The sequence below is a fragment of the Streptomyces ferrugineus genome, assembly GCF_015160855.1.
In the GTDB taxonomy this organism is placed as follows: domain Bacteria; phylum Actinomycetota; class Actinomycetes; order Streptomycetales; family Streptomycetaceae; genus Streptomyces; species Streptomyces ferrugineus.
This window is the reverse complement of record NZ_CP063373.1, coordinates 5,443,411-5,465,758: the sequence shown is the minus strand read 5'-3', so window position 1 is coordinate 5,465,758 and position 22,348 is coordinate 5,443,411. Positions and strand designations below refer to the sequence as shown.

26 protein-coding genes and 1 pseudogene are annotated in these 22,348 nt (G+C 69.8%); 14 read left to right on the top strand and 13 right to left on the bottom strand.

Features of this window, described 5'->3' with window-relative positions; all coding sequences use genetic code 11:
- Positions 1-188 precede the first annotated feature (188 nt).
- Positions 189-743: a copper chaperone PCu(A)C gene (locus tag IM697_RS24710; RefSeq protein WP_194038291.1), complete on the bottom strand. Its 555-nt coding sequence runs from the start codon at positions 741-743 to the stop codon at positions 189-191.
- A 48-nt stretch (positions 744-791) separates the two neighbouring features.
- Entirely contained in the window at positions 792-1,676 is an 885-nt protein-coding gene (locus tag IM697_RS24705; RefSeq protein ID WP_194038290.1) for a universal stress protein, read from the bottom strand.
- A 119-nt stretch (positions 1,677-1,795) separates the two neighbouring features.
- On the opposite strand from IM697_RS24705, the gene IM697_RS24700 reads away from it, so the two are divergent.
- Positions 1,796-2,098, top strand: a complete 303-nt coding sequence (locus IM697_RS24700) for a hypothetical protein (RefSeq protein ID WP_194038289.1) — start codon at positions 1,796-1,798, stop codon at positions 2,096-2,098.
- Between the two features lie 228 nt (positions 2,099-2,326).
- Here the strand turns inward: IM697_RS24700 and IM697_RS24695 are convergent, their stop codons facing one another.
- The 4 genes from IM697_RS24695 to IM697_RS45530 form a co-directional block, all read right to left on the bottom strand.
- Positions 2,327-3,298 (bottom strand): TerC family protein, encoded by a 972-nt coding sequence (locus tag IM697_RS24695; protein WP_194038288.1) that lies wholly within the window; start codon positions 3,296-3,298, stop codon positions 2,327-2,329.
- A 79-nt stretch (positions 3,299-3,377) separates the two neighbouring features.
- Entirely contained in the window at positions 3,378-3,821 is a 444-nt protein-coding gene (locus tag IM697_RS24690; protein ID WP_228044162.1) for a PRC-barrel domain-containing protein, read from the bottom strand.
- A 3-nt stretch (positions 3,822-3,824) separates the two neighbouring features.
- Entirely contained in the window at positions 3,825-4,340 is a 516-nt protein-coding gene (locus IM697_RS24685; RefSeq protein WP_228044161.1) for a PRC-barrel domain-containing protein, read from the bottom strand.
- A gap of 259 nt (positions 4,341-4,599) precedes the next feature.
- Entirely contained in the window at positions 4,600-4,941 is a 342-nt protein-coding gene (locus tag IM697_RS45530) for a retropepsin-like aspartic protease (protein WP_194038287.1), read from the bottom strand.
- 411 nt (positions 4,942-5,352) lie between these two features.
- Between IM697_RS45530 and IM697_RS24675 the strand changes: the two genes are divergently transcribed.
- Positions 5,353-5,694 carry a hypothetical protein gene (locus tag IM697_RS24675; RefSeq protein WP_194038286.1) on the top strand — a complete coding sequence of 114 codons (342 nt, stop codon included), beginning with the start codon at positions 5,353-5,355 and terminating at the stop codon, positions 5,692-5,694.
- Positions 5,695-5,858: 164 nt separating this feature from the next.
- Positions 5,859-7,004 carry a site-2 protease family protein gene (locus IM697_RS24670; RefSeq protein WP_194038285.1) on the top strand — a complete coding sequence of 382 codons (1,146 nt, stop codon included), beginning with the start codon at positions 5,859-5,861 and terminating at the stop codon, positions 7,002-7,004.
- A gap of 341 nt (positions 7,005-7,345) precedes the next feature.
- On the opposite strand, the gene IM697_RS24665 is transcribed toward IM697_RS24670, so the two are convergent.
- Positions 7,346-7,714 carry a DUF6256 family protein gene (locus tag IM697_RS24665; RefSeq protein WP_194038284.1) on the bottom strand — a complete coding sequence of 123 codons (369 nt, stop codon included), beginning with the start codon at positions 7,712-7,714 and terminating at the stop codon, positions 7,346-7,348.
- 60 nt (positions 7,715-7,774) lie between these two features.
- Complete coding sequence (locus tag IM697_RS24660) at positions 7,775-8,011, bottom strand: DUF6186 family protein (protein ID WP_194038283.1); 237 nt, start codon at positions 8,009-8,011, stop codon at positions 7,775-7,777.
- Positions 8,012-8,337: 326 nt separating this feature from the next.
- On the opposite strand from IM697_RS24660, the gene IM697_RS24655 reads away from it, so the two are divergent.
- The 6 genes from IM697_RS24655 to IM697_RS24630 all read left to right on the top strand — a co-directional run bounded on the left by IM697_RS24655 (position 8,338) and on the right by IM697_RS24630 (position 14,296).
- Positions 8,338-8,544 (top strand): DUF2180 family protein, encoded by a 207-nt coding sequence (locus tag IM697_RS24655; protein ID WP_194038282.1) that lies wholly within the window; start codon positions 8,338-8,340, stop codon positions 8,542-8,544.
- A 468-nt stretch (positions 8,545-9,012) separates the two neighbouring features.
- Positions 9,013-10,158 carry an aromatic ring-hydroxylating oxygenase subunit alpha gene (locus IM697_RS24650; protein ID WP_228044159.1) on the top strand — a complete coding sequence of 382 codons (1,146 nt, stop codon included), beginning with the start codon at positions 9,013-9,015 and terminating at the stop codon, positions 10,156-10,158.
- 55 nt (positions 10,159-10,213) lie between these two features.
- Positions 10,214-11,710, top strand: coding sequence for a hopanoid C-3 methylase HpnR (hpnR, locus tag IM697_RS24645; RefSeq protein ID WP_194038280.1), 1,497 nt, complete (start codon positions 10,214-10,216; stop codon positions 11,708-11,710).
- 232 nt (positions 11,711-11,942) lie between these two features.
- Positions 11,943-12,848, top strand: coding sequence for a bestrophin-like domain (locus tag IM697_RS24640; protein ID WP_194038279.1), 906 nt, complete (start codon positions 11,943-11,945; stop codon positions 12,846-12,848).
- 185 nt (positions 12,849-13,033) lie between these two features.
- Entirely contained in the window at positions 13,034-13,537 is a 504-nt protein-coding gene (locus IM697_RS24635; protein ID WP_228044158.1) for an RNA polymerase sigma factor, read from the top strand.
- Positions 13,538-14,296, top strand: a complete 759-nt coding sequence (locus tag IM697_RS24630) for a hypothetical protein (RefSeq protein ID WP_194038278.1) — start codon at positions 13,538-13,540, stop codon at positions 14,294-14,296.
- Positions 14,297-14,361: 65 nt separating this feature from the next.
- Here IM697_RS24630 and IM697_RS24625 read toward each other — a convergent pair whose 3' ends face one another.
- From IM697_RS24625 to IM697_RS24615, 3 genes are all read right to left on the bottom strand, one after another.
- Positions 14,362-15,381: a matrixin family metalloprotease gene (locus IM697_RS24625; RefSeq protein ID WP_194038277.1), complete on the bottom strand. Its 1,020-nt coding sequence runs from the start codon at positions 15,379-15,381 to the stop codon at positions 14,362-14,364.
- Positions 15,382-15,782: 401 nt separating this feature from the next.
- Complete coding sequence (gene abc-f, locus IM697_RS24620) at positions 15,783-17,432, bottom strand: ribosomal protection-like ABC-F family protein (protein WP_194038276.1); 1,650 nt, start codon at positions 17,430-17,432, stop codon at positions 15,783-15,785.
- Between the two features lie 323 nt (positions 17,433-17,755).
- Complete coding sequence (locus IM697_RS24615; protein WP_194038275.1) at positions 17,756-17,908, bottom strand: helix-turn-helix domain-containing protein; 153 nt, start codon at positions 17,906-17,908, stop codon at positions 17,756-17,758.
- 64 nt (positions 17,909-17,972) lie between these two features.
- Between IM697_RS24615 and IM697_RS24610 the strand changes: the two genes are divergently transcribed.
- The gene (locus tag IM697_RS24610; protein ID WP_194038274.1) at positions 17,973-18,890 is read left to right on the top strand and encodes an aminoglycoside phosphotransferase family protein; all 918 of its coding nucleotides are present in this window, start codon (positions 17,973-17,975) and stop codon (positions 18,888-18,890) included.
- A gap of 246 nt (positions 18,891-19,136) precedes the next feature.
- Here IM697_RS24610 and IM697_RS24605 read toward each other — a convergent pair whose 3' ends face one another.
- On the bottom strand, positions 19,137-19,586 hold the full coding sequence (locus IM697_RS24605; RefSeq protein ID WP_194038273.1) for a MarR family winged helix-turn-helix transcriptional regulator: 450 nt from the start codon (positions 19,584-19,586) through the stop codon (positions 19,137-19,139).
- Between the two features lie 84 nt (positions 19,587-19,670).
- Here IM697_RS24605 and IM697_RS24600 point away from each other — a divergent pair, with 84 nt between their 5' ends.
- Together IM697_RS24600 and IM697_RS24595 are read left to right on the top strand one after the other, a co-directional pair.
- A complete protein-coding gene (locus IM697_RS24600) occupies positions 19,671-20,360 on the top strand; it encodes a maleylpyruvate isomerase family mycothiol-dependent enzyme (RefSeq protein ID WP_194038272.1) in 690 nt (229 codons plus the stop codon).
- The gene (locus tag IM697_RS24595) at positions 20,353-20,700 is read left to right on the top strand and encodes an STAS domain-containing protein (RefSeq protein WP_194038271.1); all 348 of its coding nucleotides are present in this window, start codon (positions 20,353-20,355) and stop codon (positions 20,698-20,700) included. The genes IM697_RS24600 and IM697_RS24595 overlap by 8 nt, the downstream gene beginning before the upstream one ends.
- Positions 20,701-20,797: 97 nt before the next feature.
- Here IM697_RS24595 and IM697_RS45525 read toward each other — a convergent pair whose 3' ends face one another.
- Positions 20,798-20,929 (bottom strand): hypothetical protein, encoded by a 132-nt coding sequence (locus tag IM697_RS45525; protein ID WP_265582669.1) that lies wholly within the window; start codon positions 20,927-20,929, stop codon positions 20,798-20,800.
- 152 nt (positions 20,930-21,081) lie between these two features.
- On the opposite strand from IM697_RS45525, the pseudogene IM697_RS45990 reads away from it, so the two are divergent.
- Both IM697_RS45990 and IM697_RS45510 read left to right on the top strand, forming a co-directional pair.
- A pseudogene (locus tag IM697_RS45990) lies at positions 21,082-21,786 on the top strand (GNAT family N-acetyltransferase); the annotation flags it as partial.
- Positions 21,787-21,908: 122 nt separating this feature from the next.
- A complete protein-coding gene (locus IM697_RS45510; RefSeq protein ID WP_265582668.1) occupies positions 21,909-22,124 on the top strand; it encodes a hypothetical protein in 216 nt (71 codons plus the stop codon).
- The last annotated feature ends 224 nt before the right edge of the window (positions 22,125-22,348 follow it).

Below are 22,348 nucleotides of genomic sequence, written 5' to 3'. Positions count from 1 at the left end.
CCCCGGTCGGCGTGCCGCCTGCCACCAGGATCTGCACGCCGAGGACGCCGTCGCGGACCGTGGCGCCGCAGCAGGTGAGCCCGAGTCCAAGCGTCGGCCGGGGAACAGGCGTTCACCAAGGGCCCGCTTGGCCGTATGCGCGGTTCCCCGCTCGCTCACCGCGTGTGGCCCTGACTCTGTCGCAGTCGTCATTCCGGTGAGGGGGAAGTCAGTCCCGGTGCGTCGGTGGCGTCGTCGTCGACGTAGGTGGGGATCTGGGAGTGCACCTGCAGGGCGATTTCACCGGCGCGTTCGAAGCGCAGAGTGACCCACACGTAGTCCCCGCCCCGGATCTGCTGGCGCAGGCCCCTGAGCAGCAGGTGCGCACGCCCCTTCTCCAGTTCGACGAGCTTGCCGGTGGGAAGCACGACCGGTCCTCGCACCGCCCCGTCGGCGTCCACGATGTCGACGGACTGTGCGACGGTCGTCTCCGCGCCGAGCAGCCTGTCGGTGCGCTGCCCCTGGGTGAACAACCAGAGGTAGAGGGGCGCGTCGTCCCCCGTCCTCCACGGGCCGTCCGGAGGTTCGGCGATGTGGGCGTAACGGATCAGGACCGGCCCGACACGGGCGTTGGCGCCCGGTGGGTTGTAGTCGCCCCCGTCACCGCTGCATCCTGTCACGCCCCAGACAGCGGCGAGGCAGCCGACGACAAGGAACGTGACGGCCTTGTGCCACGGTCTCGACGTCCTCAAGTTCAGGGCCATGCCGTATCTCTCCGTAGTCCTCGTAGCACACGGGCCGGGACGAGGTCATCAGTCTGCAGCCGTGGGCACGACGGCGACGGGGCAGCGGGCAGTGTGCAGGACTTCGCTGCTCACCGAGCCGAGGAGCAGTCGGCGCAGGCCCGTGCGGCCGCGCGAGCCGACCACCAGCAGATCAGCCTCCTCGGACAACTCCGCCAGACGCGTCGCCGGGCGAGCCCACTCGATGTCCAGTTCGACCGGCACCTGCGGATGCCGTCCGCGCAGCTCGGCGATCCGTTCCTCGACCAGGCCCCGGGCGCTTTCCTCGGTCTCGTGCACATCCCGTTGGGCTGAGGTGACGCTGCCTGGACCGGGCAGCAGCGCGGGACGGTGCAGGGTGTGCACGATGTGCAGGTGGGCCGCGCGGCGGTCGGCCTCCGCGAACGCGAACTCCAGCGCCTCCGGTGTGTGGTGCACGAGGTCGGCGCCGACGATGATGCGCTTCCGCGGCAGTTCGGCGCCTGAGCCGGGACGCGTCACCAGCACCGGGCACCGGGAGTGTGTGGCCACCTGAAGGCTCACCGAGCCCAGGGCCAGCCGAGGAAAGCCGCCTCGGCCCCGATGTCCCAGCACCAGCAGGGACGCCTCCGCAGAGCGCGCCACGAGCGTCGAGGCGGGATCACCGAAGGGCAGTTCGCCCGCGACGGTCACATCGGGGAACGCCGACCGGGCCACGGCTTCGAACCGGTCCACGACTGCCGCCCCCCGCTGCACGAGAGAACCCTGCCCAGCCTCATCCTCCTTCTCCCAGCCGAAGGGGCCGGGCAGCGCTATGGCATGGGCAATGTGCAGGGGGACTCCACGCATCACGGCCTGATGGGCTGCGTAGCGCACAAGGACGTCCTGGTCGTCGGCGTCGTCCACGCCGACGATGACGGGCTTTGCGTCAGCCATCTCGACTCCCTCCGGGAGATCCCTACACGACCTGCCTGCCCCGGCCCGGCCCTCAAGGACGGGCCTGGACGCGGACGGAGCCGGCCCGTCCGGCTGGGACTTTCGCCTTCACCGACGCCATGCGCCGAGGGGATCGCCGCGAGCAGCAGCCCGATGCCGGCCATGACCGCGAGCGCTACGGCGACTGCGACCGTCCACGAGCACTCCGCATCGCGGTGGAGGGCGGTTTCACGGCCCCCGGCCGCCCCACCCCGCTTCGCTTCGCCCGTGCTCGGGCCCCTACGCCCGTCTTCGGCGCCCCGGACGGCGTCGGCCGCATCGGGGGACTGCTGGTCGATCGTGTCGATACGTCGTGCCAGGACCGGATCGTCGTCGGTCAGAACTCGCTCGATGAGAGCGAACACGTGTGCGTCGTCCGGTGAACTCATGTGGGTCACCTCGGCGTCCGACGAGCGGATCCGGTCCTCCGGGCGTGGCCCCGGTGCCTGCTGTGTGGTGGTGGCGCCCGGCGGAGGTGAACGCCCACCAGACGCTTCCCCGACTGCGGAACACCGGGTACCCCGTCCCCGGACGGCTCACGCTCGGTGGGGTGGACGACCGGTGAGCTGTCGGGCCGGTGGTCAGGTCGGCCTTCGGCGCGGCTCGCCGCGTCAGGTCTCGTCGTCGGGTGGCGTATCGGCGTCGCCCGAGCGTGCGGGCCGCAGCACGCTGAGCACGACGGAGGCCAGCAGGACGATGACGATCACCGTGAGGCTGATGAGCGAGTGCACCTCGGGAATGCTGGTGCTGATGATCTCGTGAGCTGCCTGGAGGATCAGCTTGACGCCGATGAAGGCGAGGATCAGCGCCAAGCCCCTGCTGAGGTAGTGGAAGCGGTCCAGCAGGTCGGCGAGCAGGAAGTACAGGGCGCGCAGGCCGAGGATGGCGAAGGCGTTGCTGGTGTAGACGATGAAGAGATCACTGCTGACACCCAGGACGGCGGGCACGCTGTCGACGGCGAACACCAGGTCGGCGCCCTCGACCGCGGCAACGACGGCAAGGAGCGGGGTGGCGACGAGCTTGCCGCTCTCCCTGATGAAGAACCGGTTCCCGGCGTAGTCGTCCCGGACGGGGATGACCTTGCGCAGGAGCCGCACGGCGATGCTCTTGCCGGGGTCGGTGCTCTCCTCCTCCTGGGTGAAGATCTTGTACGCGCTGTAGAAGAGGAAGGCGCCGAAGAGGAACAGAACGGCGGTGAAGCGGCTGACGACCGCCACGCCGGCGGCGAGGAACAGGCCACGGAACACCAGCGCCCCCAGGACACCGAGAAACAGTACGCGGTGCTGGTGGGCGCGGGGCACCTGGAAGTAGCCGAAGATCAATGCGAAGACGAAGAGGTTGTCGACCGACAGGCTCTTCTCCAGCAACCACGCCGTGGTGTACTCCACGCCGGCGGTGGTGCCCACCACGAGAAAGACGACGGCCCCGAAGACGACGGCCAGGCCCACCCAGACCCCGCTCCAGACCGCGGCCTCCCGTAAGCCGATGACATGCTCCCGCCGGTGCGCGAGGAGATCGACCGCCAGCCCGACCACAACAGTGACGACGAACACGATCCACAACCACAGCGGCACATCGTGCACAGGCTCAACCTCTCAGGCATGAGCGATCGTTGGGGGAAATGCTGCCCGGGCGGGCCAGGGCACGGCGCCCTCCGGGTGGTCACCGCGGGGCGGAGACGACGACCGCGTAACTGCCGATTCCCAGAAGATCGTCGCCCGGGATCTGCTCCTCGGCGGTCAGCAGGTGGCCGACACGTCCTGACTGCGCGTCGAACTCGACGTCGATCACGGTGCCCTTCTGAAGCCCCGTCTCGGTCAGTACGGCCTTCCCGAGGGGGTCGTGCACGGCACTGGCGGGATCACCGGGATCGATGTCCTTCTCGTCGCGGATCCGGTCGGCCCCATCGACGGCGACCGCGTCCGGACCGAACGACCGGACGTCCTCCCAGGCAAGGGTGTGGTGTCCGCGGCCCCGGGTCTTCAGGCGTAGACCGGTGATACGCGCCGGTGAGGGAGAGACGGTACACGCGGCGACCGCTCCGACCGTCTCCGCCGTCGTGAGGTCCATGACGGCCTCGCCCTGGGCCTTGCTGAGCAGCACCATGGGTCACTTCTCCTGCGGGTCGTACGGGAGCCGGTCGCGCAGGTCTTCGACGGCCGTGCCGAACCCTCCCAGGTCACTCGTGCTGTGCTCCGCGCCGGCATCGGGGACGAGTACGCGTTCGCCGGAAACGGTGACAGGGCCGGCGACCGGCGGCGTGACCCGTCGGTGCTCGGCGGTTTCCACCTCGTAGTCCGCCACCACTGGTGCCTTGCCGGTCGCGACGACGGCATCGGTGACGGTACCCAGCTGTGCGCCGTCGCGGGTCGTGATCGCGACACCGAGTACGTCGACCCCGGCGTGCTCTTCCTCACCCGGCCCGGCGGCGGTGTCGTCCTCCTCCAGTGCGCTCTCGTCCGGCAGGCAGCCGCGGTCGGCCAGGGTGAAGCACCGGATGCCGCCTGTCGAGGCGTCGAAGACGAGGCCTTTGATCTGCCCGACGTCCTCACCCGACAGGGCCACCACAGGTTTCCTGGTGATCTCGCCGGCTCGCATGGAGCCGGTTCGCATGCAGACAGTCATGACGTCCGTCCTCCCCCGCGACCCGGGGGCCGACGACCCTGCGCTATCACGCCACCGGACCGACGCCGCGCCTGAAGCGCCGCGACACAGACAGCGACAGCCGCGAGGATCGCGAGCGCGATGATGAGCCAGCTCCACCATTCCAATTCGGCGCTCCTCTTCGCCCGCACAGAAACCCGTGCGTCTCCTCGTTCAGAATCTCTCCGGACTTGTTCTGGTGTCGAACGGACATGGACAGTCGTGCGGTGGTACGGCGACGTCACGGGGCGGGGATGGTGAGGACGCCGTCGTCGTAGTCGACGGTGATCGAGCCGAAGTCGCTGAGCACATCCGAACCGAGCAGGCCCTGGATGCCTCCCCCTCCCCTGGGAGGACCCAGATCGATGACGGTGACCTCGCCCGGGTCGAGGCGTATGTCGCCGACCTCCCACTGGTCCACCCGGGCAACGGGAACCTCCCCCGTGCCGAGGACCCCGCTCACCGAACGTCGCTCGCCGGTGCGTTCCAGGCCGACTCGGTCCGCGACGTTCTCGTCGACGACGCTCGTGGAGGCTCCGGTGTCCAGGGCGAACGAGAAGGGCCCCCTTCCTTCGATGCTCACGGGGACGAACGCCAGCGTTCGGCCACCCTGCTCCACGACCCTGAGCGGTACCTCGCCCGCAGAAGTCCGCGCCGCATTCGGGTCGTCGCGTTCCTCGACCACAACACACCCCGCGAGCAGCGGTGCGGCCACGAGCGCCGCAAAGAGCCGACGAGGGCTACGCCGATGCCTTGCGCCGGACGCTGTGTCGTCCCGCGTGCTCATGCGGCCGGGGTGCCCGCCCAAGAGCCGCGCAAACCCGCGTCAGCGGCGGCTCCACCAGGTGCTGGGCCGCGGGGCCCCGGCGCTCGGCAGTCCGCGACGAGTGCTCGACGGCGTGGATCGTCCGACCGGCGACCGGTGTCGGGAGGCCGTGTCAGGCGCCTCACTTGGGGTAATCGGTGACAAAGGCCGGAGGAGGAGGTGGGAGCGATGCTCTTGCTGGCGCTCTTGCTCGTGCTGGCCACGGGCGCGTTCGCGGCCATCGCCGTCGTGGAGAACTTCTCGGGCGGCCCCGACTACGCGGTGGAGATCTTCGGCAATCAGATCGCGACGCTGACCCCGCCAGGACTCTTCCTCTCCGGCGTGGCACTGGCGCTGATCTTCTGCCTCGGACTGGCGATGCTCGCGGCCGGACTGAAACGGCGTCGTCGCATGCATGAGGTCCCCGCATCCGCACCGGCCCCCCGGGCCACAGGAGAGCGAGAGGACGGGCGTCCGCCGCCGTCCCGGTCGGGGCATCGCCGTCGCGGCCGGCACCTCTTCGGGCACTGACCTACCCGTGGGTGTGGACCTGTGACAGAGGCTCAGCCGATCCCCGAGGGCCCGGCGATGGGATTGACCGGGCGGCGGGGCAGGACGCGCTGCTCACGTACGCGCTCATCGGCGTCGCTGCCCGCCCACCACGACCATCGAGCGCGAGCCAGGAGGTGGCTGCCATGCGGGCGACCTTCTCACTGGGCCGTGTGGCCGGAATCCGGGTGGGCGTGCACTGGAGCGTCCTGGTCATCTTCGTCCTGATCCTGCTGGGGCTGGCAGGCGGCAGCTTCCGGGAGGCTCATCCGGATCGCCCGGCATGGCAGTACTTGCTGGCGTCAGGGGTGACCGCGGTGCTGTTCCTGCTGTCGCTGCTGGCCCATGAGATCAGCCACGCGCTGGTGGCCCGTCGCAACGGAGTGTCAGTCGAGGACATCACCCTGTGGCTGCTCGGCGGACTCGCACGGCTCAGGAGCGAGGCAGCCACACCCGCGGCGGAGTTGCGCATAGCCGGCATAGGGCCTCTGGTCAGCCTGCTGCTCGGAGGGATCTTCGCTCTGGCGGCGGGACTGCTTGCCGCGGTCTCCGATGCCGGGCTTGTGGTCGAGGCGCTGGCCTGGCTTGCGGGGATCAACATCCTGCTGGCCGTCTTCAACGCCCTGCCCGCCGCACCACTGGACGGCGGTCGGCTGTTGCGGGCGGCGGTGTGGTGGAAGACCGGCAGCCCACTGCGCGCCACGGCGGTGGCCACGGCGGCGGGACGGTTCCTCGGGTGGGCGCTGGTGGCTGTCGGCCTGTACCTCGTCCTGGTCGGAGCCATCTTCAGCGGCATCTGGCTGGTGGTCATCGGCTGGTTCGTCATCGCGGTGGCCACGGTGGAGGGCGGCCAGGCGAAACTGCGTGAACTGCTGGGCGGAATCCCGGTGAGCGATGCGATGACACCCGACCCCGTGACCGTCCCGTCCGCCACCATGATCAACGACTTCCTGGCCGACCCCCGGTTCCGTTACCGTCACTCGGCCTTCCCCGTCGTGGACGGCGACAACACGGTGGCCGGCCTGGTCACCGTCAAGGGCGCCGACACGGTCGCGGAGACGGAACGCCACTCCACCCCCGTCACCCATGTGATGGTGCGGGTCGACGACCTGCCGACCTGCCGTCCCACTGACCCGCTCGCCCGGCTGGTTCCCGAGTTGCAGGCCAATCCCGCCCACCGTGCCCTCGTACTGGAAGGAAGCCGACTGGCCGGCATCGTCACTTCGTCCGACATCAGCAGGGTCACGTCCTGGCTGAGCTCCTCGTCCGCCTGGCGGAAGCGGACCTTGTGACGGCCGCAGGCCACCGGCCGTCGGCAACGGGGTGCGGTGGTCGGCACTGCGCCGGGTGGAGCAGCCGGGAAATCGCCGGCTCTGGTAGCCCCACTCGGGCGGGTGGTGCTCATGGGCGTGTCGTGTGGCGGCCATCCGCGCCTGCGTGGCTGCCGATCATGCAGTTCTCAACACTCACGGTCAGTCGAAGTACGACCGGAGTGTGCCGCGGCCGAGAGCGATGAGCCGGTCGAGTTCCTGCTGGGCCCGCTCGACGCCGCGCCGCCCATGGGGGCCCACTCGTTGTGTGAACCCACTGCCACCATGCTCAGCCGCTTTCGATCGCGAAATCAGCGGTTCAGTCACTCGGCAACGCGCCTTCGCCGTCGTCGCTCAGCGAGCCACGAGGCAGCGAAGAAGACCGGCAACGTAATCCCCACCAACAGAGCCGAGCCGGTGAACGCGCTTGTCAGAAAGCGGCCTCCCACCCGCGCCACCCCGTAGTAGTAGCCGACCACCACTGCCATCAGCAGCACGTAACCGCCGACGGCAGTCCCGAGCACCAGGCGGATCAGAACGGGCCACCCGCGACCGTGCGCACCGGCAGCGAGCGGCTGCACGGGTCGGCGATCCGGCCCTCGGACCGCCGTCCGCGGGCCGGGGCTCTGTCGGCGCAGGAGTCGCAGGCCGACAGCGAGGCACCCCATGACGAGCAGGTAGCCGGTCAGCATGACCCCGATGTTCAGGGGGAGCGGCAGCACACTGCGGAGCCTACGACTGGTGGAACGCTGTCACGGTGCGTCCCGGAGCAGGAAGTGCCAGCCACGGACGAAGGTGTGCCAGCCGAACCACAGCCACAGTGCGAACAGCGCCCATCGCCCGAACGGGTAGCGCATCACCGCGCGCAGGGCATCACTGAGGGTCGGAAAACCGTCACCCGTTCGGACCAGGGCCACGCCCTCCCAGGCGAACAGGGCGCCGAACAGCACCGCCCAGACGAGGTACCCGATCACCGGATGCTCCGTCACCGAACCTCCACTCTCGTGTCGCCCACCGGCTGCCGCACCACGGGCGGAGCGATCATGAGCCAGACGTGGGTGAAGCTTCGTGCCATCACGCGTGACGCTCGTGCGCTGTCGGCGTCCGTCTCATGTTCCCGGTCGACACACATACCCGGGCAGAGCGCGGGCTTCCCGGTCGTCGCACCGCCCGGCTGGGCGCCGTCGAGTGGGCGGGGGGCGAGCATGACGGGCCGGACTCCGCAGCCGTTTCGGATGCTCCCGTCGGGGGACTCGCCCAGCTGGGAGGTGTGATGTGAACCTCTCACAGCCGCTGACTGAAGGGTCAGTCGCACATGAACTGCTTCGAATGCGACCAGCAGGGACAGACGGTCGCCGCAGTAGCCGTCTGCAGCGTGTGTGGGGCGGGCGTATGCGCGACCCATGTGCGCACCGAGGCCAAGCAACTACGTGAGCCGGCCAACCCCGGCAAGGTGATTCACGACCGGTCCGCCCGCAAGCTGACCTGCTCGACCTGCCGAGAGGCTGAAGAGGCCGTATAGGGACGCAGCCAAGACCCGCGGGCTGCTCCTGTACTCCCCGTACGGACGCACACGTGGTAGTCGACGCGAGGCCGGCGAGACTCTCGAACGCCGCCCGGCCCGCGACCGACGGGAGCGGAGCCGTGCGGCCGTCGGCCGGGCGACATCAGTGACGCTTCGCCAAGTCGGGGACCGGAGTGACGCCGGGAGGATCCATGGGCGTTCCTGGTCGTCCGGTCGCTCACCCACCCGGACGCGCTGGCAGCGCGAGGACGGCGGGTGGCCACCAGGATGAAGGTGCGGGGCCCACTTGTCGTACCGGCGGGCGGCTGTGTCCGGTGTGACGTGTGACCGTCCGAGCCGCTGTCCGCCCCATCGTCCATGCGAGGGAAGAAGCATGACCGAGACCGACCTCAACGGGAGCGGGCCCCTCGCCGCCGGGGCCAGGTGCCCCTCAGGGCCCGGGACATCGGCGATCCGGGGTCCGGCGTGATCGATCTTCGGCGGGTCGGGGCGAACCCGGACTTCTGGTACCCGGTCGCGCTGTCCAGGCGCTTGCGCCCCGGTCACGTGTTGGGAACCGCGTTCGCCGGTGAGCGCATCGCGCTCTACCGGGGGCAGGGCGGCGCCATCTACGGGCTGGAGGACCGGTGCGCCCACCGTCAGGTGCCGCTGAGCATGGGCGTCGTGGACGGCGAGACGCTCCGCTGCTGCTATCACGCCTGGGCCTACCGCGGTGACGGCCGCATCTCGCAGATCCCGTACCTGTCCAAAGGGGACGGCCGGCCGCCGCGCGGCGTGCGCGCCTATCCGGTCCGCGAGGCGTACGGCCTGGTCTTCGTGTTCCCGGGCGACCCGGAGAAGGCGGCGGTCACCGCGCTGCCCGAGCTGCCGGCCTTCGGCTCGCCGAAGTACAGGACCATGACCTTCTCCCGGACCGTGCGCTGCCACTACTCGTTCATGCACGAGAACCTCCTCGACATGAACCACCAGTTCCTTCACCGTGGCGTCGTCGGCAAACTCCGCCCCGAGCTGCTGGAATACCGGACCGGTGCGCGGTCGGTGGAGGCCACATACCTGTTCACCCACGCCGGGGGGAAGCGGAACCGCAGCGCCGGCCTGCTGGCCGCCGAAGGGATCGGCGGCAGCGACTCCCGCGATGTCATGACCATCCGCACCGAATACCCCTACCAGACACTCGACCTGGTTCCGGAGAACGCCGAACGTCCGGCCTACTGTCTCTGGGCCGCCTACGTGCCCGAGGACGCCGAGCAGCGAACCTGCCACGCCTATGGCCTGCTCATGATCGAGAAACCCCGGATTCCAGGCATCCTCGATCTCGCCTGGCCGTTCATCAGGCGCTTCACCGAGCGCGTGTTCGCTGAGGACCGCATGGCTGTCGAGGCCGAACAGCGAGCGTGGGAGGAACAGGGCGAGGACCGCAACCACGAGGTGTTCCCCCTGATCCTGGACGTCCGCGAGGTGCTGCGCACCAATGGCGTCCCCTCTGTCCCCAGGAACGCCGCATGCGGCCCCGCCCCGGGCGATGGTCTCGCGTCGGCGTCTGGCCGCCATGCGGCAGAACCGGCCACCCCCGCCGGCGCGGAGCCCTCCGTCGAACCGCCCGACGACTGAAAGCGAGGCCCTCCATCCGCCCCTTGACACCTGTCCGCCCTGCTCCGAGGTGACCATGCGCCTGCTCCTCGTCCACCCCAGCGCCCTGATGTACTCGGAGATCTTCCTGCGTCTGGAGCCGCTCGGCCTGGAACGGGTGGCCGGTGCGGCCCGCGACGCCGGCCACGAGGTACGGATCGTGGACCTGCAGGTGACCGGCAGGAGGGAACTGGCCCGCGAGATCACCTCCTTCCGCCCCGACGCTCTCGGCGTGTCCCTGAACTACCTGGCCAACATCCCCGAGGCCATCGGCCTCGCCCACGCCGCCAAGCGCGCGCTACCGGACTGCTTCGTCTTCTTCGGCGGGCACAGTGTGTCCTTCGTGGCCGAGGACGTGCTCGAACAGGCCGAAGGATCCGTGGACGCGGTCGTGCGCGGTGAAGGGGAACCGGCCGTGGTGCCCCTGTTGGAGGCGGTTCGGGACGGCGGGGTCGACGGCGTACCGGGGATCGTCACTCTGCGTGGTCATGGCCCTCAACCGCGGATGCTGCACGGCATCGACAGCCCCGTACCGGCACGCGATCTGATGCGCCACCGGCGCCGCTACTTCATCGGGGAACTGGATCCGTGCGCGTCGATCGAGTTCACCCGGGGCTGCCCGTGGGACTGCTCCTTCTGCTCCGCCTGGACCTTCTATGGCCGCAGCTACCGCAAGGTCTCGCCGGAGACGGCCGGAGCGGAGCTGGCGGGCATCCGGGAGCCGAACGTGTTCATCGTCGACGACGTCGCCTTCATCCGGCCCGAACACGGGGACGCCATCGCCGCCGAACTGGAGCGGCGCAGGATCCGCAAGCGCTACTACCTGGAGACCCGCAGCGATGTCCTGCTGCGCAACACCGAGGTCTTCCAGCGCTGGACCCGGCTCGGCCTGAAGTACATGTTCCTCGGTATGGAGGCCATCGACGCCGAGGGACTGGACCTCTACCGCAAGCGCGTCAGCCCCGACGACAACTTCCGTGCGCTGGAGGTGGCACGCCGGCTCGGCATCAACGTGGCGATCAACCTGATCGTGGACCCGGCATGGGACGAGGAACGCTTCCGCGTCGTCCGGGAGTTCGCCCTGTCCGTCCCGGAGATCGTCCATCTGACCGTGATGACGCCATACCCGGGAACGGAGATCTGGCACACCGAGTCCCGCAGGCTCACCACCCGCGACTACCGGCTGTTCGACATCCAGCACGCCGTCGTGCCCACCACCCTCCCCCTGGACGTCTTCTACCGCGAACTGGTCAAGACCCAGGCGGTCATCAACCGCAAGCACCTGGGCCTGCGGACCGCGGTGGGCGCCCTGCGAGTCCTGGGCGCCAACCTCGCCCGCGGACAGACCAACTTCGCCCGCATGCTGTGGAAGTTCAACCGCGTCTACAACCCCGAACGGCAGTTGGCCGACCACCGCCGCCCGGTGCGCTACCAGCTCCCGCTGCCGCAGCACCTGAGCGACGTCGGCGACCGCCGCAAGCTGTACGTCCACACCCGTGCGGCCGCTCGGCGCGATGCCGGGCAGGCTGAATGAGCCGGGGCCGCTGGAGGTTTCTCGATTCTCTGAACTTCTTCGAAAGGATCGAGCCCGGCCAGGGCGGCATGTCGTTCGTGTCTCGTGCAGCCGTTCGCGGAATTCGGCACCGAACCGGCCCGCGTAGAACTTCCCGGCGTAGCCGGAGCCGTGCCTGGGCATCTCTGCCTCATCGCACCACGACGCGTGTGACACGCACAGAATCACAAGGCGCGAGGGACGAATTCGGCGAATGTTCGGGGGATTCTTGCATGTGCCGGTCTGGGCCCAGGCCATGGTGCTGGCCGGCGGATTCGTCGCTTTCGGATTGACCGGTCTGCTGCTGCGCCCCTGGGTGCGCCGGCGTTTCGAGAGCGATCCGGAACACGACGAGCGGGTGACCTTTCTGGTCGAGGTCGTGGGTGTCTTCTACGCCCTGTTGGTGGGGCTGGTGGCCGTCGGCGCCTACGACCACCATGTGGAGGTGAAACGGCTCGTCAACCAGGAGGCCTCACAGCTCACCACCGTCTACCGGGCCGCCCAGTCGTTTCCCAACAGCCGTCGATGCAGACTCCAGTCACAGGTCCGCAATTACGCCGAGAACGTGATCGACGAGGTGTGGCCGAAGCAGAAGCAGGGTGAGATCGAGGAGGACCGGGGCAGACTGGACGCCGTGTTCGAATCGCTGATGTTCTACAAACCCCAGAACGCTCAGGAATCGAATGCCCAGTCCGTCACTCTCGAAGCCTTCAACGACTACAACAACCTTCGTCGCGAGCGGCAGGGCGAAGTGGAGATCGGACTGCTGCCCGTTCTCTACACAGTCCTCTTTCTCGGCGCGACCGTGACCATCGCGGCGACCTGGGGACTCGTGAGCGTCAGACTTGTCGACCACATGGCCATCACCGGCTTCCTGTCCCTCTTCATCGGCGTCTTCCTGTCCCTGATCGTCGCGCTCGACTACCCCCTCCAGGACAGCAACTCGATCCCGCCGAAGCCCTGGCAGGTCGCGCTCACGAAGGGAATGGGCGTTCCCGCCGACGGCCAGCGGCAGGTGTCCACCTACTTCGGCGCGTCGACGGCGGACCGGGTCCCGGGCTGCCTGCTGAACGTGTCCGACTACGTGTCGTTCGCGAGCTCGGACAAGCTCCCGGAGTAAGAGGAACGATGCCGGACCGGCGCCGTCGGCGGCTGACCCGCGCAGGTGCGAAGGAATCGTGAACGGGCGAACGCCGCGGGCGGTTTCTCCGTCACAGGGGTGTCGCGTCTGCCCGGCGGGACCGCTGCGGTGGACGGTCAGTGGAGACAGGGAGACAGTCGGCCAACAGTCAGGGGGTGAGGCGGGTGGCAGCCACGGGCGATCCGCTGTCGCCGGACGAGCACGATCGGGTGCGGGCGGTGCTGTACCTCGGAGGGATGCGCTCAGAGGCGCTCGAGGACGGGGTGCAGCAGGTGCGGGTCAAGCTGCTGGAGCAGGAGCGCACGCGTGGCGGGCTACGCCACCGCGGCGCCTGGCTGGCCACTGTCGCCGGCCGCGTCGCCCTCGACGCGCACCGGGCCCGGCAGCACGAGCGGGGGCTCGCCGAACGGATCCGGCACCGTGACCCGCCCGCGGTCAGCGACCAGGGCCGCTCCGCCGAGCAGCGGGAACTGGCCCTGGTGGTGGCCCAGGCGCTGGAGGGCCTGGACATGGAGGTACGACGTCTCGTGGTGCTGCGGTTCTACGCCGACCTGTCGGTACGTCAGATCGCTGAGCAGTTGGACGTACCGGAGGGCACGGTCAAGAGTCGGCTCCACGCGGCGATGCGGTCGCTGCGGCAGCGGCTGCGTGAGACGGAGGTGGTGTGAGTGAGGGCGCGGGGTTCTCACGACGACGGCGACGCCTGGGACGCCGTCGTGACCGGGGAGGCGCCGTCGGCGCGCCGGCTGCGCGGCGACCCGGAGATGCGGGCGCAGTGGGACGAGGCACGACAGGTGGAGTCCCGTCTGCGGCAGGGCCTCGGGCTGCTCGCCGAGGAGGCGCGGTCGAGGACGACTGAAACGACTGAAACGACTGAAACGACTGAAACGGCTGCGACAACTGCGACGAGTGAGATGGCCGAGGCGACGGAGACGGTACGACGTGACACGGCCGTCCCGGTGGCAGGCGCGGCGCGTCGGTGGCGTCGATCGGCCCTGGTCGTGGCGGCGGCTTTGGTGGTGGGCCTGGGCGCGGCCGTGCTCGGACTGCAGCCCTGGTCGCAGGACGACGGGCGGAGCGACCAGGGAACGGTCACCAGTCTGAGCGGCCCTGGTGTGCTGGCCTGTGCCCGGGTCGTCGCACAGGGACACGTCGACGCGGTCGAGGCAGTGGGCGGCGGCCGGGTCGAGCTGCGGATGACGGTGCGGGAGTACCTCAAGCCGCGCAAGAGCTCCGGCGGCGAGCTGGAGGTCACCACGCAGGGCCGCGCGGAACTGCGGGCAGGCATCGAGGCCGCGGTGGTGGTCTACCCGGACCGGGCCGATGCCTCGGTCTATCCGGGCGAGCCGGGATCACGGTTCCTGGCGCAGCTGCGACCGTACGCGCAGAAGCCGGACACCCTGCCCCGCTGCGAGGGGACAGGGTGAGCCGGTAGGGCGAGGACGGATCGTCCACGCCGAGCGGTCGATGCTCGGCTGTCAGCGGTCCGTGCTCAACGCCCGCTGAAACGGACCTGGTTGCGCACGGCCTCGGTCCAGCGCTCGCCGACGGCGCCGGAGACCCTCGATTCGCCGGAGTCCGCGGCCCCCAGGTGTCGGTCGCCGTACACCGGGACCAGCGTCCGCCACCCGAAGGCCGCCTCGTCAGTGGTGGCGAACAGGTATGTCTGGCCCGGCCGGAGCAGCCGGTCGCCCTCGAACAGCAACGGCTCGGCGACGCCGTCGAGCAGGCCGCCCTGCTGGTTGACGGTCGTGGTGCCGGCGGCGTCGCCCTTGAAGCTCTTGTCGACCCGGACGCTGTACTGGGTCTCCGGCAGCCCGGAGACCGTCTTCTGCCCCTGCTTGGCGAGGACGGTGCCCACGAAGACGTCGTCGGCGAAGCCGGCCAGCTTGGCGTCGTCGGCGAAGTCGGTCACCAGACCGGCGCGCATCCGCGGCCCGTCGGCCGACGGAGCGGACCGCTGCGCGGAGTCGCCGGTGCTGCGGCCCCAGATGTCGTTGTAGGCATCCACGTCCGGCTGGGTGGGGACGTCGGTGACCCGGCCGGTGGTGACGGACTCCATCACCGCGCCCTGTCCGTCGATGTGGTCGAGGCCGAGGGCGTGCCCGAACTCGTGGGTGACGACTCCGTTGCGGTCGAAGGAGTCGTAGCCGTCGAGGTAGCGCGAGTTGAGCTCGATGTCGTCGTCGCCGAACCAGTCGTCGATCCAGCGGCCGTCCCAGGAGACGTCCCGGTCCACGTCGTAGACGTCGACGTCCTGGTTGCTCCAGAAGTCATCGGGCGCGACGTTGATGTCGCCGACCTCGTTCCACGCGTCGGCGGCGTGCTGCAGTTCGCTGTCGTACTTGGTGTTGTCCTCGTAGCGCAGTTCGTCGCCGTCGACCGATCCTTCCGCGTGGGCGACCGTGGATAAGGTCCCGGTGGCGGCCAGGACGCAGGCGACGGCGAGGACGCGCAGCGCGGCGCGGCCGCGCCGGCCGCCGCCTGTCGTGCGTGCGTGACGTGCGAACATGTCGTTCCCCCTGAATGCGGAGTGGTCGGCGCAGGTATGCGCCGACCGATGCATCGACCGTGTCATGCATGTCATGTGCACGCCAGCAGTGCCATGACTGGAAGGGCCGATTCACCCGTCCCGCCCACCTCCGGCCCGCCTGCGGGGCATTGACGCGCCCGCGTGACGAACTGCCGGTTCCCGTAGGCGGATCACGGATGCCGCGCACCGAACGGCGGCCGCAACCCGACCGGATCCGCACCCCCACACTGTCCCCGGCCGCCCAAACCCGCCCACACCACCCCACGGATTCCATGCAGCACTCACCCAACGGCGGTGCAAAACCCCCACATTCGGGCGCAGTTGATGTCGAACCAGGGACAGTTGCCCTGCCAGTCGATGTCGTCGACCGAAGGTCGCAGTCAGCCCCTGCGACCGCCCCGCAATTCGAGCCGCTGGCCCGGGAACTGCTCCCGGAAGCCGCGGTCGTGCGAGACCGCCACCACCGCTCCCGGGTAGGCCGCGAGCGCCGCCTCCAGATCCTCGACGAGGTCGAGGGCGAGGTGGTTCGTCGGCTCGTCGAGGACGAGGAGGTCGGCGGGCCGGGTCACCAGGCCGGCGATCTGGAGGCGTCGCTGCTGCCCCGCGGACAGCGCCGCGACCGGGACATGCAGGTCCTGCTCGCGGAACAGGCCCAGCGCCAGCAGTCGTTCGGCGTACTCGTGCGGCAGCCCGGGCCGCCCGACCGCGAAGGCGGCGAGCAGCGGAAGCCGCGTGGAGCGCGCGGGCAGCTCCTGCGCCAGGTACCCGATGCGGGCGGGACGGCGTACCGTGCCGGCGTCCGGCTCCAGATCGCCGGCCAGGACGCGCAGCAGCGTCGTCTTGCCCGCCCCGTTCTCGCCCGTGACCAGCAGCCGCTGACCGGGTGTGAGGGTCAGCGGCCCGTCCAGCCGCAGCCGATCGCCCACCGTCACGCCGTCGAGCTCGGCGATCGGGCTGCCGTCGACAGGATCCCCGTCGCCTGCCGCCGACAGTGCCGCCGTGAAGCGCAGCGGTTCCGGCGGCGCCGGCACCGGGTGGCGCCGGAGCCGGACGAGCCGCTCACGGGCCGCGCGCACCTGCCCGCCGAGCTTCGCCTCGTGCGAACGACGGTGCTTGCCAAAGCCCTGCCGCGGGTCCTTGCCGGTGGTGGCGAGCCGCTTCCCGGCGCCCTCGACCAGCTCCTCGGCGTGGGCCACTTCCTGGAGCCACTCGATGTGCTCCTGCTCCGCGCGGCGCCGGGCGGCGGCCTTCGCGGCGCGGTATCCGGCCCAGCCGTCGCCATAGCGGTGCACGGTGCGCGTATCACGGTCCACCTCCAGGATCGTGGTGGCGATGCGCTCCAGGAAGCCGCGGTCATGGGTGACCGCCACGACGGTGCCGCGATGCGCGCGCAGCTGCTCCTCCAGCCAGTGCACGGCCGTCGCATCGAGGTGGTTCGTCGGCTCGTCGAGCAGCAGCAGCTCGGGTGCGGCGGCCAGCACGCAGGCCAGCGCGAGCCGGGACTGCTCGCCGCCGGAGAGTGAGCCGAGCAGTCGCTCGCGGGTGATCCCGGCGAGCCCGACGCCGTGCATCGCGGCATCGACGCGTACGTCCGCCTCGTATCCGCCGCGCTCCTCGTACGCGATCAACAGCTCACCGTACGCGGCGAGTTCCTCCTCCGACGCCTCGCCCAGACGCTCCTCCGCCGCACGCAGCCGCCGCTCCATGTCGCGCAGTTCGTCGAGGGCGAGATCGACGGCGTCCTGCACGGTGCGGTCAGGGTCGAGGTCGAGAGTCTGAGCGAGATGACCGACGCCGCCCGGGAAGCTGACGGTCAGCTCCCCGGCGTCCGGCGACTCGGCTGCCGCGAGCAGGCGCAGCAGGGTGGACTTGCCGGAGCCGTTCTCGCCGATGACGGCCGCCTTCTCACCCGGGCGGACGGTGAAGGAGACCTGGTCGAGGACGGTCCGGGTGCCGTAGGACTTGGTGACCTCTTTGACGGAGAGCTGCGCCACGGCAGCGGGCATGGCGGTGTGGGCGCGTTCGCGCATGTGACTTTCCCTGGGGATGCGAAGGGTCTACGGGCAGCGGAGACGGCGGCATGGGCCGTGCCCGGACTCAGCGGAAGTAGTAGAAAGCCACGCGCCCACCATAGTAAAACGGTCCGTCTCGTCTCTACTGAATTCGGACGACGGACAATGGACGGCCGGTGACCGGTGACCGGTGACCGGTGACCGGGTCGGGTGCTCCCTGGGTCGAACCGAGGACTTCGTGGTCGTCGGCCCGAGTGAAACCGATCGCGGTGGGGACTTGGTGTGCAAGGCCGGGTTCAGCGGCATACCCCAGGGGGCTGGCTCGGCCAGGCTCCTCTGGTTCAGACCACGTGCCGGGGGAGCCTCCGTGGTGTGATGATCCCCATGGCCTCGCTGACCATGCCTGCTGCGCCGCGCAGCATCAGGACCCCGGCCTCGTCGCAGCCCTCGACCAGTTCGATCGCCGACGCGCTCCGAAGTGCCGGTGACGGCACGACCGTACGCGCTGCTCCGATAGCTTGCGGTGAGACGTGTGATCCCTGTTGAAGGAAGGTCGCCGTGAGCCCGTCGGAAACCGTCGAGGTGCCGCAACCGCTGGCGATGTCGTACGCCAGAGCCTTCGGCGACGAGGGGAGCGCGTGGATCGCCGCACTCCCGGCTCTGGCCGCCGAGGTCCTGGACCGCTGGGAGCTGCGACGGGACGGCGCGGCCAGATGCGGGGAAGCCTCCCTGGTGCTTCCGGTGCAGCGCGGGAACGGCACGCGCGCGGTGCTCAAACTGCAGATGCCCAGGGCGGAGGTGACCGCCGCGCTCATCGGACTGCGCACCTGGAACGGCGACGCGATGGTGCGGCTGCTGGACCACGATCCCGAGAGCGGCAGCATGCTCCTGGAACGGCTGGACGCCGTCCGCACCCTGTCCTCGATCGAGGACGACGACACCGCCATGGGCATCCTCGCCGAACTCCAGAGCCGCCTGGTCGCCGTACCCGCGCCCCAGGGGCTGCGCGCCCTCGGCGACATCGCCACCGAGATGCTGACACAGACCCCCGAGGCGGTCACGGCCCTGCCCGACCCCGCGCAACGCTCGCTCCTGCTGGGCTGGGCGTCCGCGGTGGCGGAACTGGTCGACGAGCCCGGCGACCGGATGCTCCACTGGGATCTGCACTACGACAACGTTCTCGCCGCCGACCGTGAGCCCTGGCTCGCCATCGATCCCGAGCCGCTCGCCGGGGACCCCGGGTTCGACCTGTGGCCGGCGCTGAACAGCGGGCTGGACGACCCGGCCACGAGGGCCGACACCCTGCGGGTGGTGCGCCGCCGCTTCGACCTCCTCACCTCGACCCTCGACCTGGACCGCGCACGCGCGACCGGCTGGACACTCGGACGGCTGCTGCAGAACGCGCTGTGGGACGTGGAGGACGGCGAAACGGCCATCGCCCCGTCCGCAGTCGCGATCTCGGAGGCGCTACGGTGATCGACTTCGCTCCGGGCGTGCCGAGATGGCGCGCCGGGAGCATGGGGTGATCCGTCAGCGCATCGCCAAGGGCACCTACCCTCCCCGTACCCGCATCACCACGCGAGCGCGTCGGCCACCTCGTACGCGTCGTGCTGTGGCGTCCGCATTGCGGAAGTGCGTGCCCCAGGGCGCGAGGATGAGCCCGTCGGGTTGGGTGTCGCTCCCCTCCTGATCCTCGCCGGGGTCCAATCGGCGCGGGCGTGGTCATCGGTAGGGGTCGGTGATCTCGCGGAGGCGGGTGAGGGCGCGCCGTAGCTGGTTCGTGCTCTGCTTGCCCAGGTGTCGTGTCCATTCGGCTTCGGTTTCGGCCTCCGCCACCCTCGCGACCTCGACCGCGGCCTTCCCTCGCGCTGCGATCTGTACCAGCCGGGCCCGGGCGTCCGTGGGGTCTGGCACCCGGCGGACATAGCCGGCCCGCTCGAGTTGGTCGACGAGGAAGCCCGCGGTCTGTTTGGTGATCTGCGCCTGCTCGGCCAGGTCGGTCACCCGTGTGCCCTGCGGGCCGATCCTTGCGAAGACTCGCCCCTGCGCGGATGTGAGGTCGTCGTAGCCGGCCGCGGCCAGGGCCTGGAGGACTCGGGCCTCCATGGCCCGGTGCGCGATGAAGCAGAGCACACCGAGGTTGACCTCGTCCTCACGCAGATCCTCGCTCATGCGCCCACCCTTGACTTAGACAGTCTCTCTTACCATTATTAGTCAGAGATTCGTATCAAATACTAGCGTCGGCGGGAGGTCGGGATGAACCGCGACGAAGTATGGCGGGCGATCGACGACGAGCGGCTCGGTCTCGCGAACGTCCTTGACGACCTCACTCCGCGGGAATGGGAGGTTCCCTCCCTGTGCGCCGGGTGGCGGGTGCGTGATGTCGCGGCGCACCTCACCCTCTCCCACATGGGCTTGCTTCCGGCCGCGTTCGCGACTCTCCGGGCGCGCGGAAACGTCAACCGCATGATCCATGACACCGCCGTGCGACAAGCCAAGCTGCCCGTCGACCAGTACGCCGTGTTGCTCCGCGGAATGGTCGGATCGCGCAGGACGGCGCCCGGAGTGACCTACCTGGAGCCGCTCATCGATGTCCTGGTGCACGGGCAGGACATCGTCATTCCCCTGGCACGCTCCCGGCCCATGCCGACCGAGGCCGCAGCCACCGCCGTGACCCGGGTCTGGTCCATGCGGTGGCCATTCCGGCCCGAGCGGAAGCTACGGGGACTCAGACTCGTCGCCACCGACAACCCGTGGTCCGCCGGGCAGGGTCCTCAGGTGGAGGGGCCCATATCGGCGATCCTGCTGCTGATCACCGGCCGAAGTGCGGCTCTACCACGGCTGTCCGGTCCCGGTGTCCCCGAACTCGAAGCGCGTCTGTCGACGAGTAGGGCGTCCCGGTCGTCCACACCTCGGCGCGGTGAAATGAGTGACCGCCATGATTGACGTCTCGACACGCCAACCCGTACGCGAGCGAAGTGTCGGCCCCTACACGGTCGTGGAGCTGCACGGCGAGATCGACATGCTGAGCGCGCCCACCGTAACGGCGCGCCTCGACGTCCTGACTTCCGCCGGACAACCCCTGCTCGTACTGGACCTGCGCCCCGTGACCTTCATCGACTGCGGCGGCCTCGGGGTGCTGTGCCGCGTCCGCAGACGCACACTGCGTCGCGGCGGAAAGCTGCGCCTGGTCGTCGACGGTCACCGCATCCCGAGAATCCTGCGGTTCGTCGGCCTGAACCGCGCTTTCGACCTGTACGCCACCCTCCCCGACGCGCTGCACTGACAGCACCTCCAGCGCGGTGCAGCGGTGGGCCCGGGGCGTCTTGAGGGCGCGGCTCATCGGGCCATGCATAGATCCTCGCTGCCGCAGCGATAGCCCGTCACCCCAGCCTCTCCCGGACGTGCTCGGCCCGATCCGAGGTCGGCAGCGCGCGCAGCGACATCCGGACCAGCCGGTCATGCCCGTCCTCAAGGACAACCTCCATATCCGTGGCCAGGTCGGCGAGCTCCACAACCTCGACCGTCTCGCCGTTCAGCCGGATATACGTCCCGACGCCAGGCTCGCCCCCCTGCCCCGCTCATGCCACTCTTCCTTCCTCCTGGTGCTGCTCCATGAGGCTGCGGGGTGCGGAGATCGGGAGACTTACATCTGACGGGGGCGTGGATGGGCGTGCTGATCAGGCCGGCGCGGGTGACGGAAGCCGAGATTCTCAGCGAATTGGCGCTTCGATCCAAGGCGCATTGGGGTTATGACGCGGAGTTCCTTGACGCGTGCAGAGACGAGCTCACCGTCGGCCCGAATGAGGTCGCAGGGCGACGAGCCACGGTGGCTGACAGGGACGGTCACATCCTGGGCTTCACGACCCTCGAAGGAGGGCCACCCACAGGCGTCTTGGGCATGATGTTCGTCGAGCCGCAGGTCATCGGCCAGGGGATTGGCCGCCTGCTGTTCGAGCACACCATCGCCGCCGGGCGAGAACTGGGGTTTGCCCAGCTCACGATCGACGCCGCGACCAGGGCCGCGCAGGCCGCGCTCGATGCCGCACAGAAGGACCACCAGCGCGTGACGGTCGCCGTCGTCGACCGCAACGGCAACACGATCGTCACCCTGCGGGGCGACAGCGCCGACCCACAGGCCGATGAGTCCGCCGAGCGCAAGGCGTTCACCGCGGTCTCCTGGAACGCCCCCACCTCCCAGCTCACCGAGCGCTTGGAGCAGGCCCCGAACCTGAAGGACATCCCCGGCACCCTGTTCCTGGCCGGCGGCGTCCCCGTCACCGCTGGCCACACACCGATCGCCGGCATCGGCGTCGCGGGATCCCCGTCCGGCGCCCTGGACGAGAAGTTCGCGCAGGCCGGAGCAGACGCGGGTGACGCGCTTGCCCGGCTGCGCGCCCTCGGCGGTACCCTGCCCAGCCACTCGCCCCGACGCGCAGGCTCTGCTGCCCAACTCCGCATGCGGATGAGCGTCCCACCCCGCACTCTGGTGCCATGGCACGCACGCAGCCCGTCGTCGTCTACCCGCCCGCCGAGGACGGCGGCCGGCGCGTGCGCGCGGACGATCACTTCCTGGGTATGGCGTACGGACTCCTGGACATCGCCGAGTTCCTGCGCAGGGCGGGCATCGACGACGCGGACCCCGCATATGTACGGCAGTCCGCGCTGATCGAGTGGCGCGGCGGCGGCCCGGATGTGTGGGGGAGCTGAGTCGGCGGGTCGGGGGGCCGATGGCCCGGTGTCGGGCTCGGAGCGGCGCGGACGGCACCGTGGTGCTGCGATGCGGTGCGAGGAGGAAGGGCTGCTGTCCGGCGGCGATGCCGGCGACGGTGTCGTCAGCTGACTGTGACCGAGCGTCGAGTGCCCCCAGTGGATTGTCGCGGTCGCTCTGCCTCCCTCCCCGCACACCGGCAACCGCTTGCCGCGGCTCCCGT

Bases quoted from the DNA above. Each gene is read 5' to 3' on its own strand.
- IM697_RS24705 (WP_194038290.1), bottom strand. From the start codon at position 1,676: ATGGCTGACGCAAAGCCCGTCATCGTCGGCGTGGACGACGCCGACGAC.
- IM697_RS24640 (WP_194038279.1), top strand. From the start codon at position 11,943: ATGTTCGGGGGATTCTTGCATGTGCCGGTCTGGGCCCAGGCCATGGTG.
- IM697_RS24675 (WP_194038286.1), top strand. From the start codon at position 5,353: ATGCTCTTGCTGGCGCTCTTGCTCGTGCTGGCCACGGGCGCGTTCGCG.
- IM697_RS45510 (WP_265582668.1), top strand. From the start codon at position 21,909: ATGGCACGCACGCAGCCCGTCGTCGTCTACCCGCCCGCCGAGGACGGC.
- IM697_RS24655 (WP_194038282.1), top strand. From the start codon at position 8,338: ATGAACTGCTTCGAATGCGACCAGCAGGGACAGACGGTCGCCGCAGTA.
- hpnR (WP_194038280.1), top strand. From the start codon at position 10,214: ATGCGCCTGCTCCTCGTCCACCCCAGCGCCCTGATGTACTCGGAGATC.
- IM697_RS24665 (WP_194038284.1), bottom strand. From the start codon at position 7,714: ATGCTGACCGGCTACCTGCTCGTCATGGGGTGCCTCGCTGTCGGCCTG.
- IM697_RS24600 (WP_194038272.1), top strand. From the start codon at position 19,671: ATGAACCGCGACGAAGTATGGCGGGCGATCGACGACGAGCGGCTCGGT.
- IM697_RS24605 (WP_194038273.1), bottom strand. From the start codon at position 19,586: ATGAGCGAGGATCTGCGTGAGGACGAGGTCAACCTCGGTGTGCTCTGC.
- IM697_RS24595 (WP_194038271.1), top strand. From the start codon at position 20,353: ATGATTGACGTCTCGACACGCCAACCCGTACGCGAGCGAAGTGTCGGC.
- IM697_RS24625 (WP_194038277.1), bottom strand. From the start codon at position 15,381: ATGTTCGCACGTCACGCACGCACGACAGGCGGCGGCCGGCGCGGCCGC.
- IM697_RS24685 (WP_228044161.1), bottom strand. From the start codon at position 4,340: ATGACTGTCTGCATGCGAACCGGCTCCATGCGAGCCGGCGAGATCACC.
- IM697_RS24710 (WP_194038291.1), bottom strand. From the start codon at position 743: ATGGCCCTGAACTTGAGGACGTCGAGACCGTGGCACAAGGCCGTCACG.
- abc-f (WP_194038276.1), bottom strand. From the start codon at position 17,432: ATGCGCGAACGCGCCCACACCGCCATGCCCGCTGCCGTGGCGCAGCTC.
- IM697_RS24670 (WP_194038285.1), top strand. From the start codon at position 5,859: ATGCGGGCGACCTTCTCACTGGGCCGTGTGGCCGGAATCCGGGTGGGC.
- IM697_RS24700 (WP_194038289.1), top strand. From the start codon at position 1,796: ATGCGCCGAGGGGATCGCCGCGAGCAGCAGCCCGATGCCGGCCATGAC.
- IM697_RS24690 (WP_228044162.1), bottom strand. From the start codon at position 3,821: ATGGTGCTGCTCAGCAAGGCCCAGGGCGAGGCCGTCATGGACCTCACG.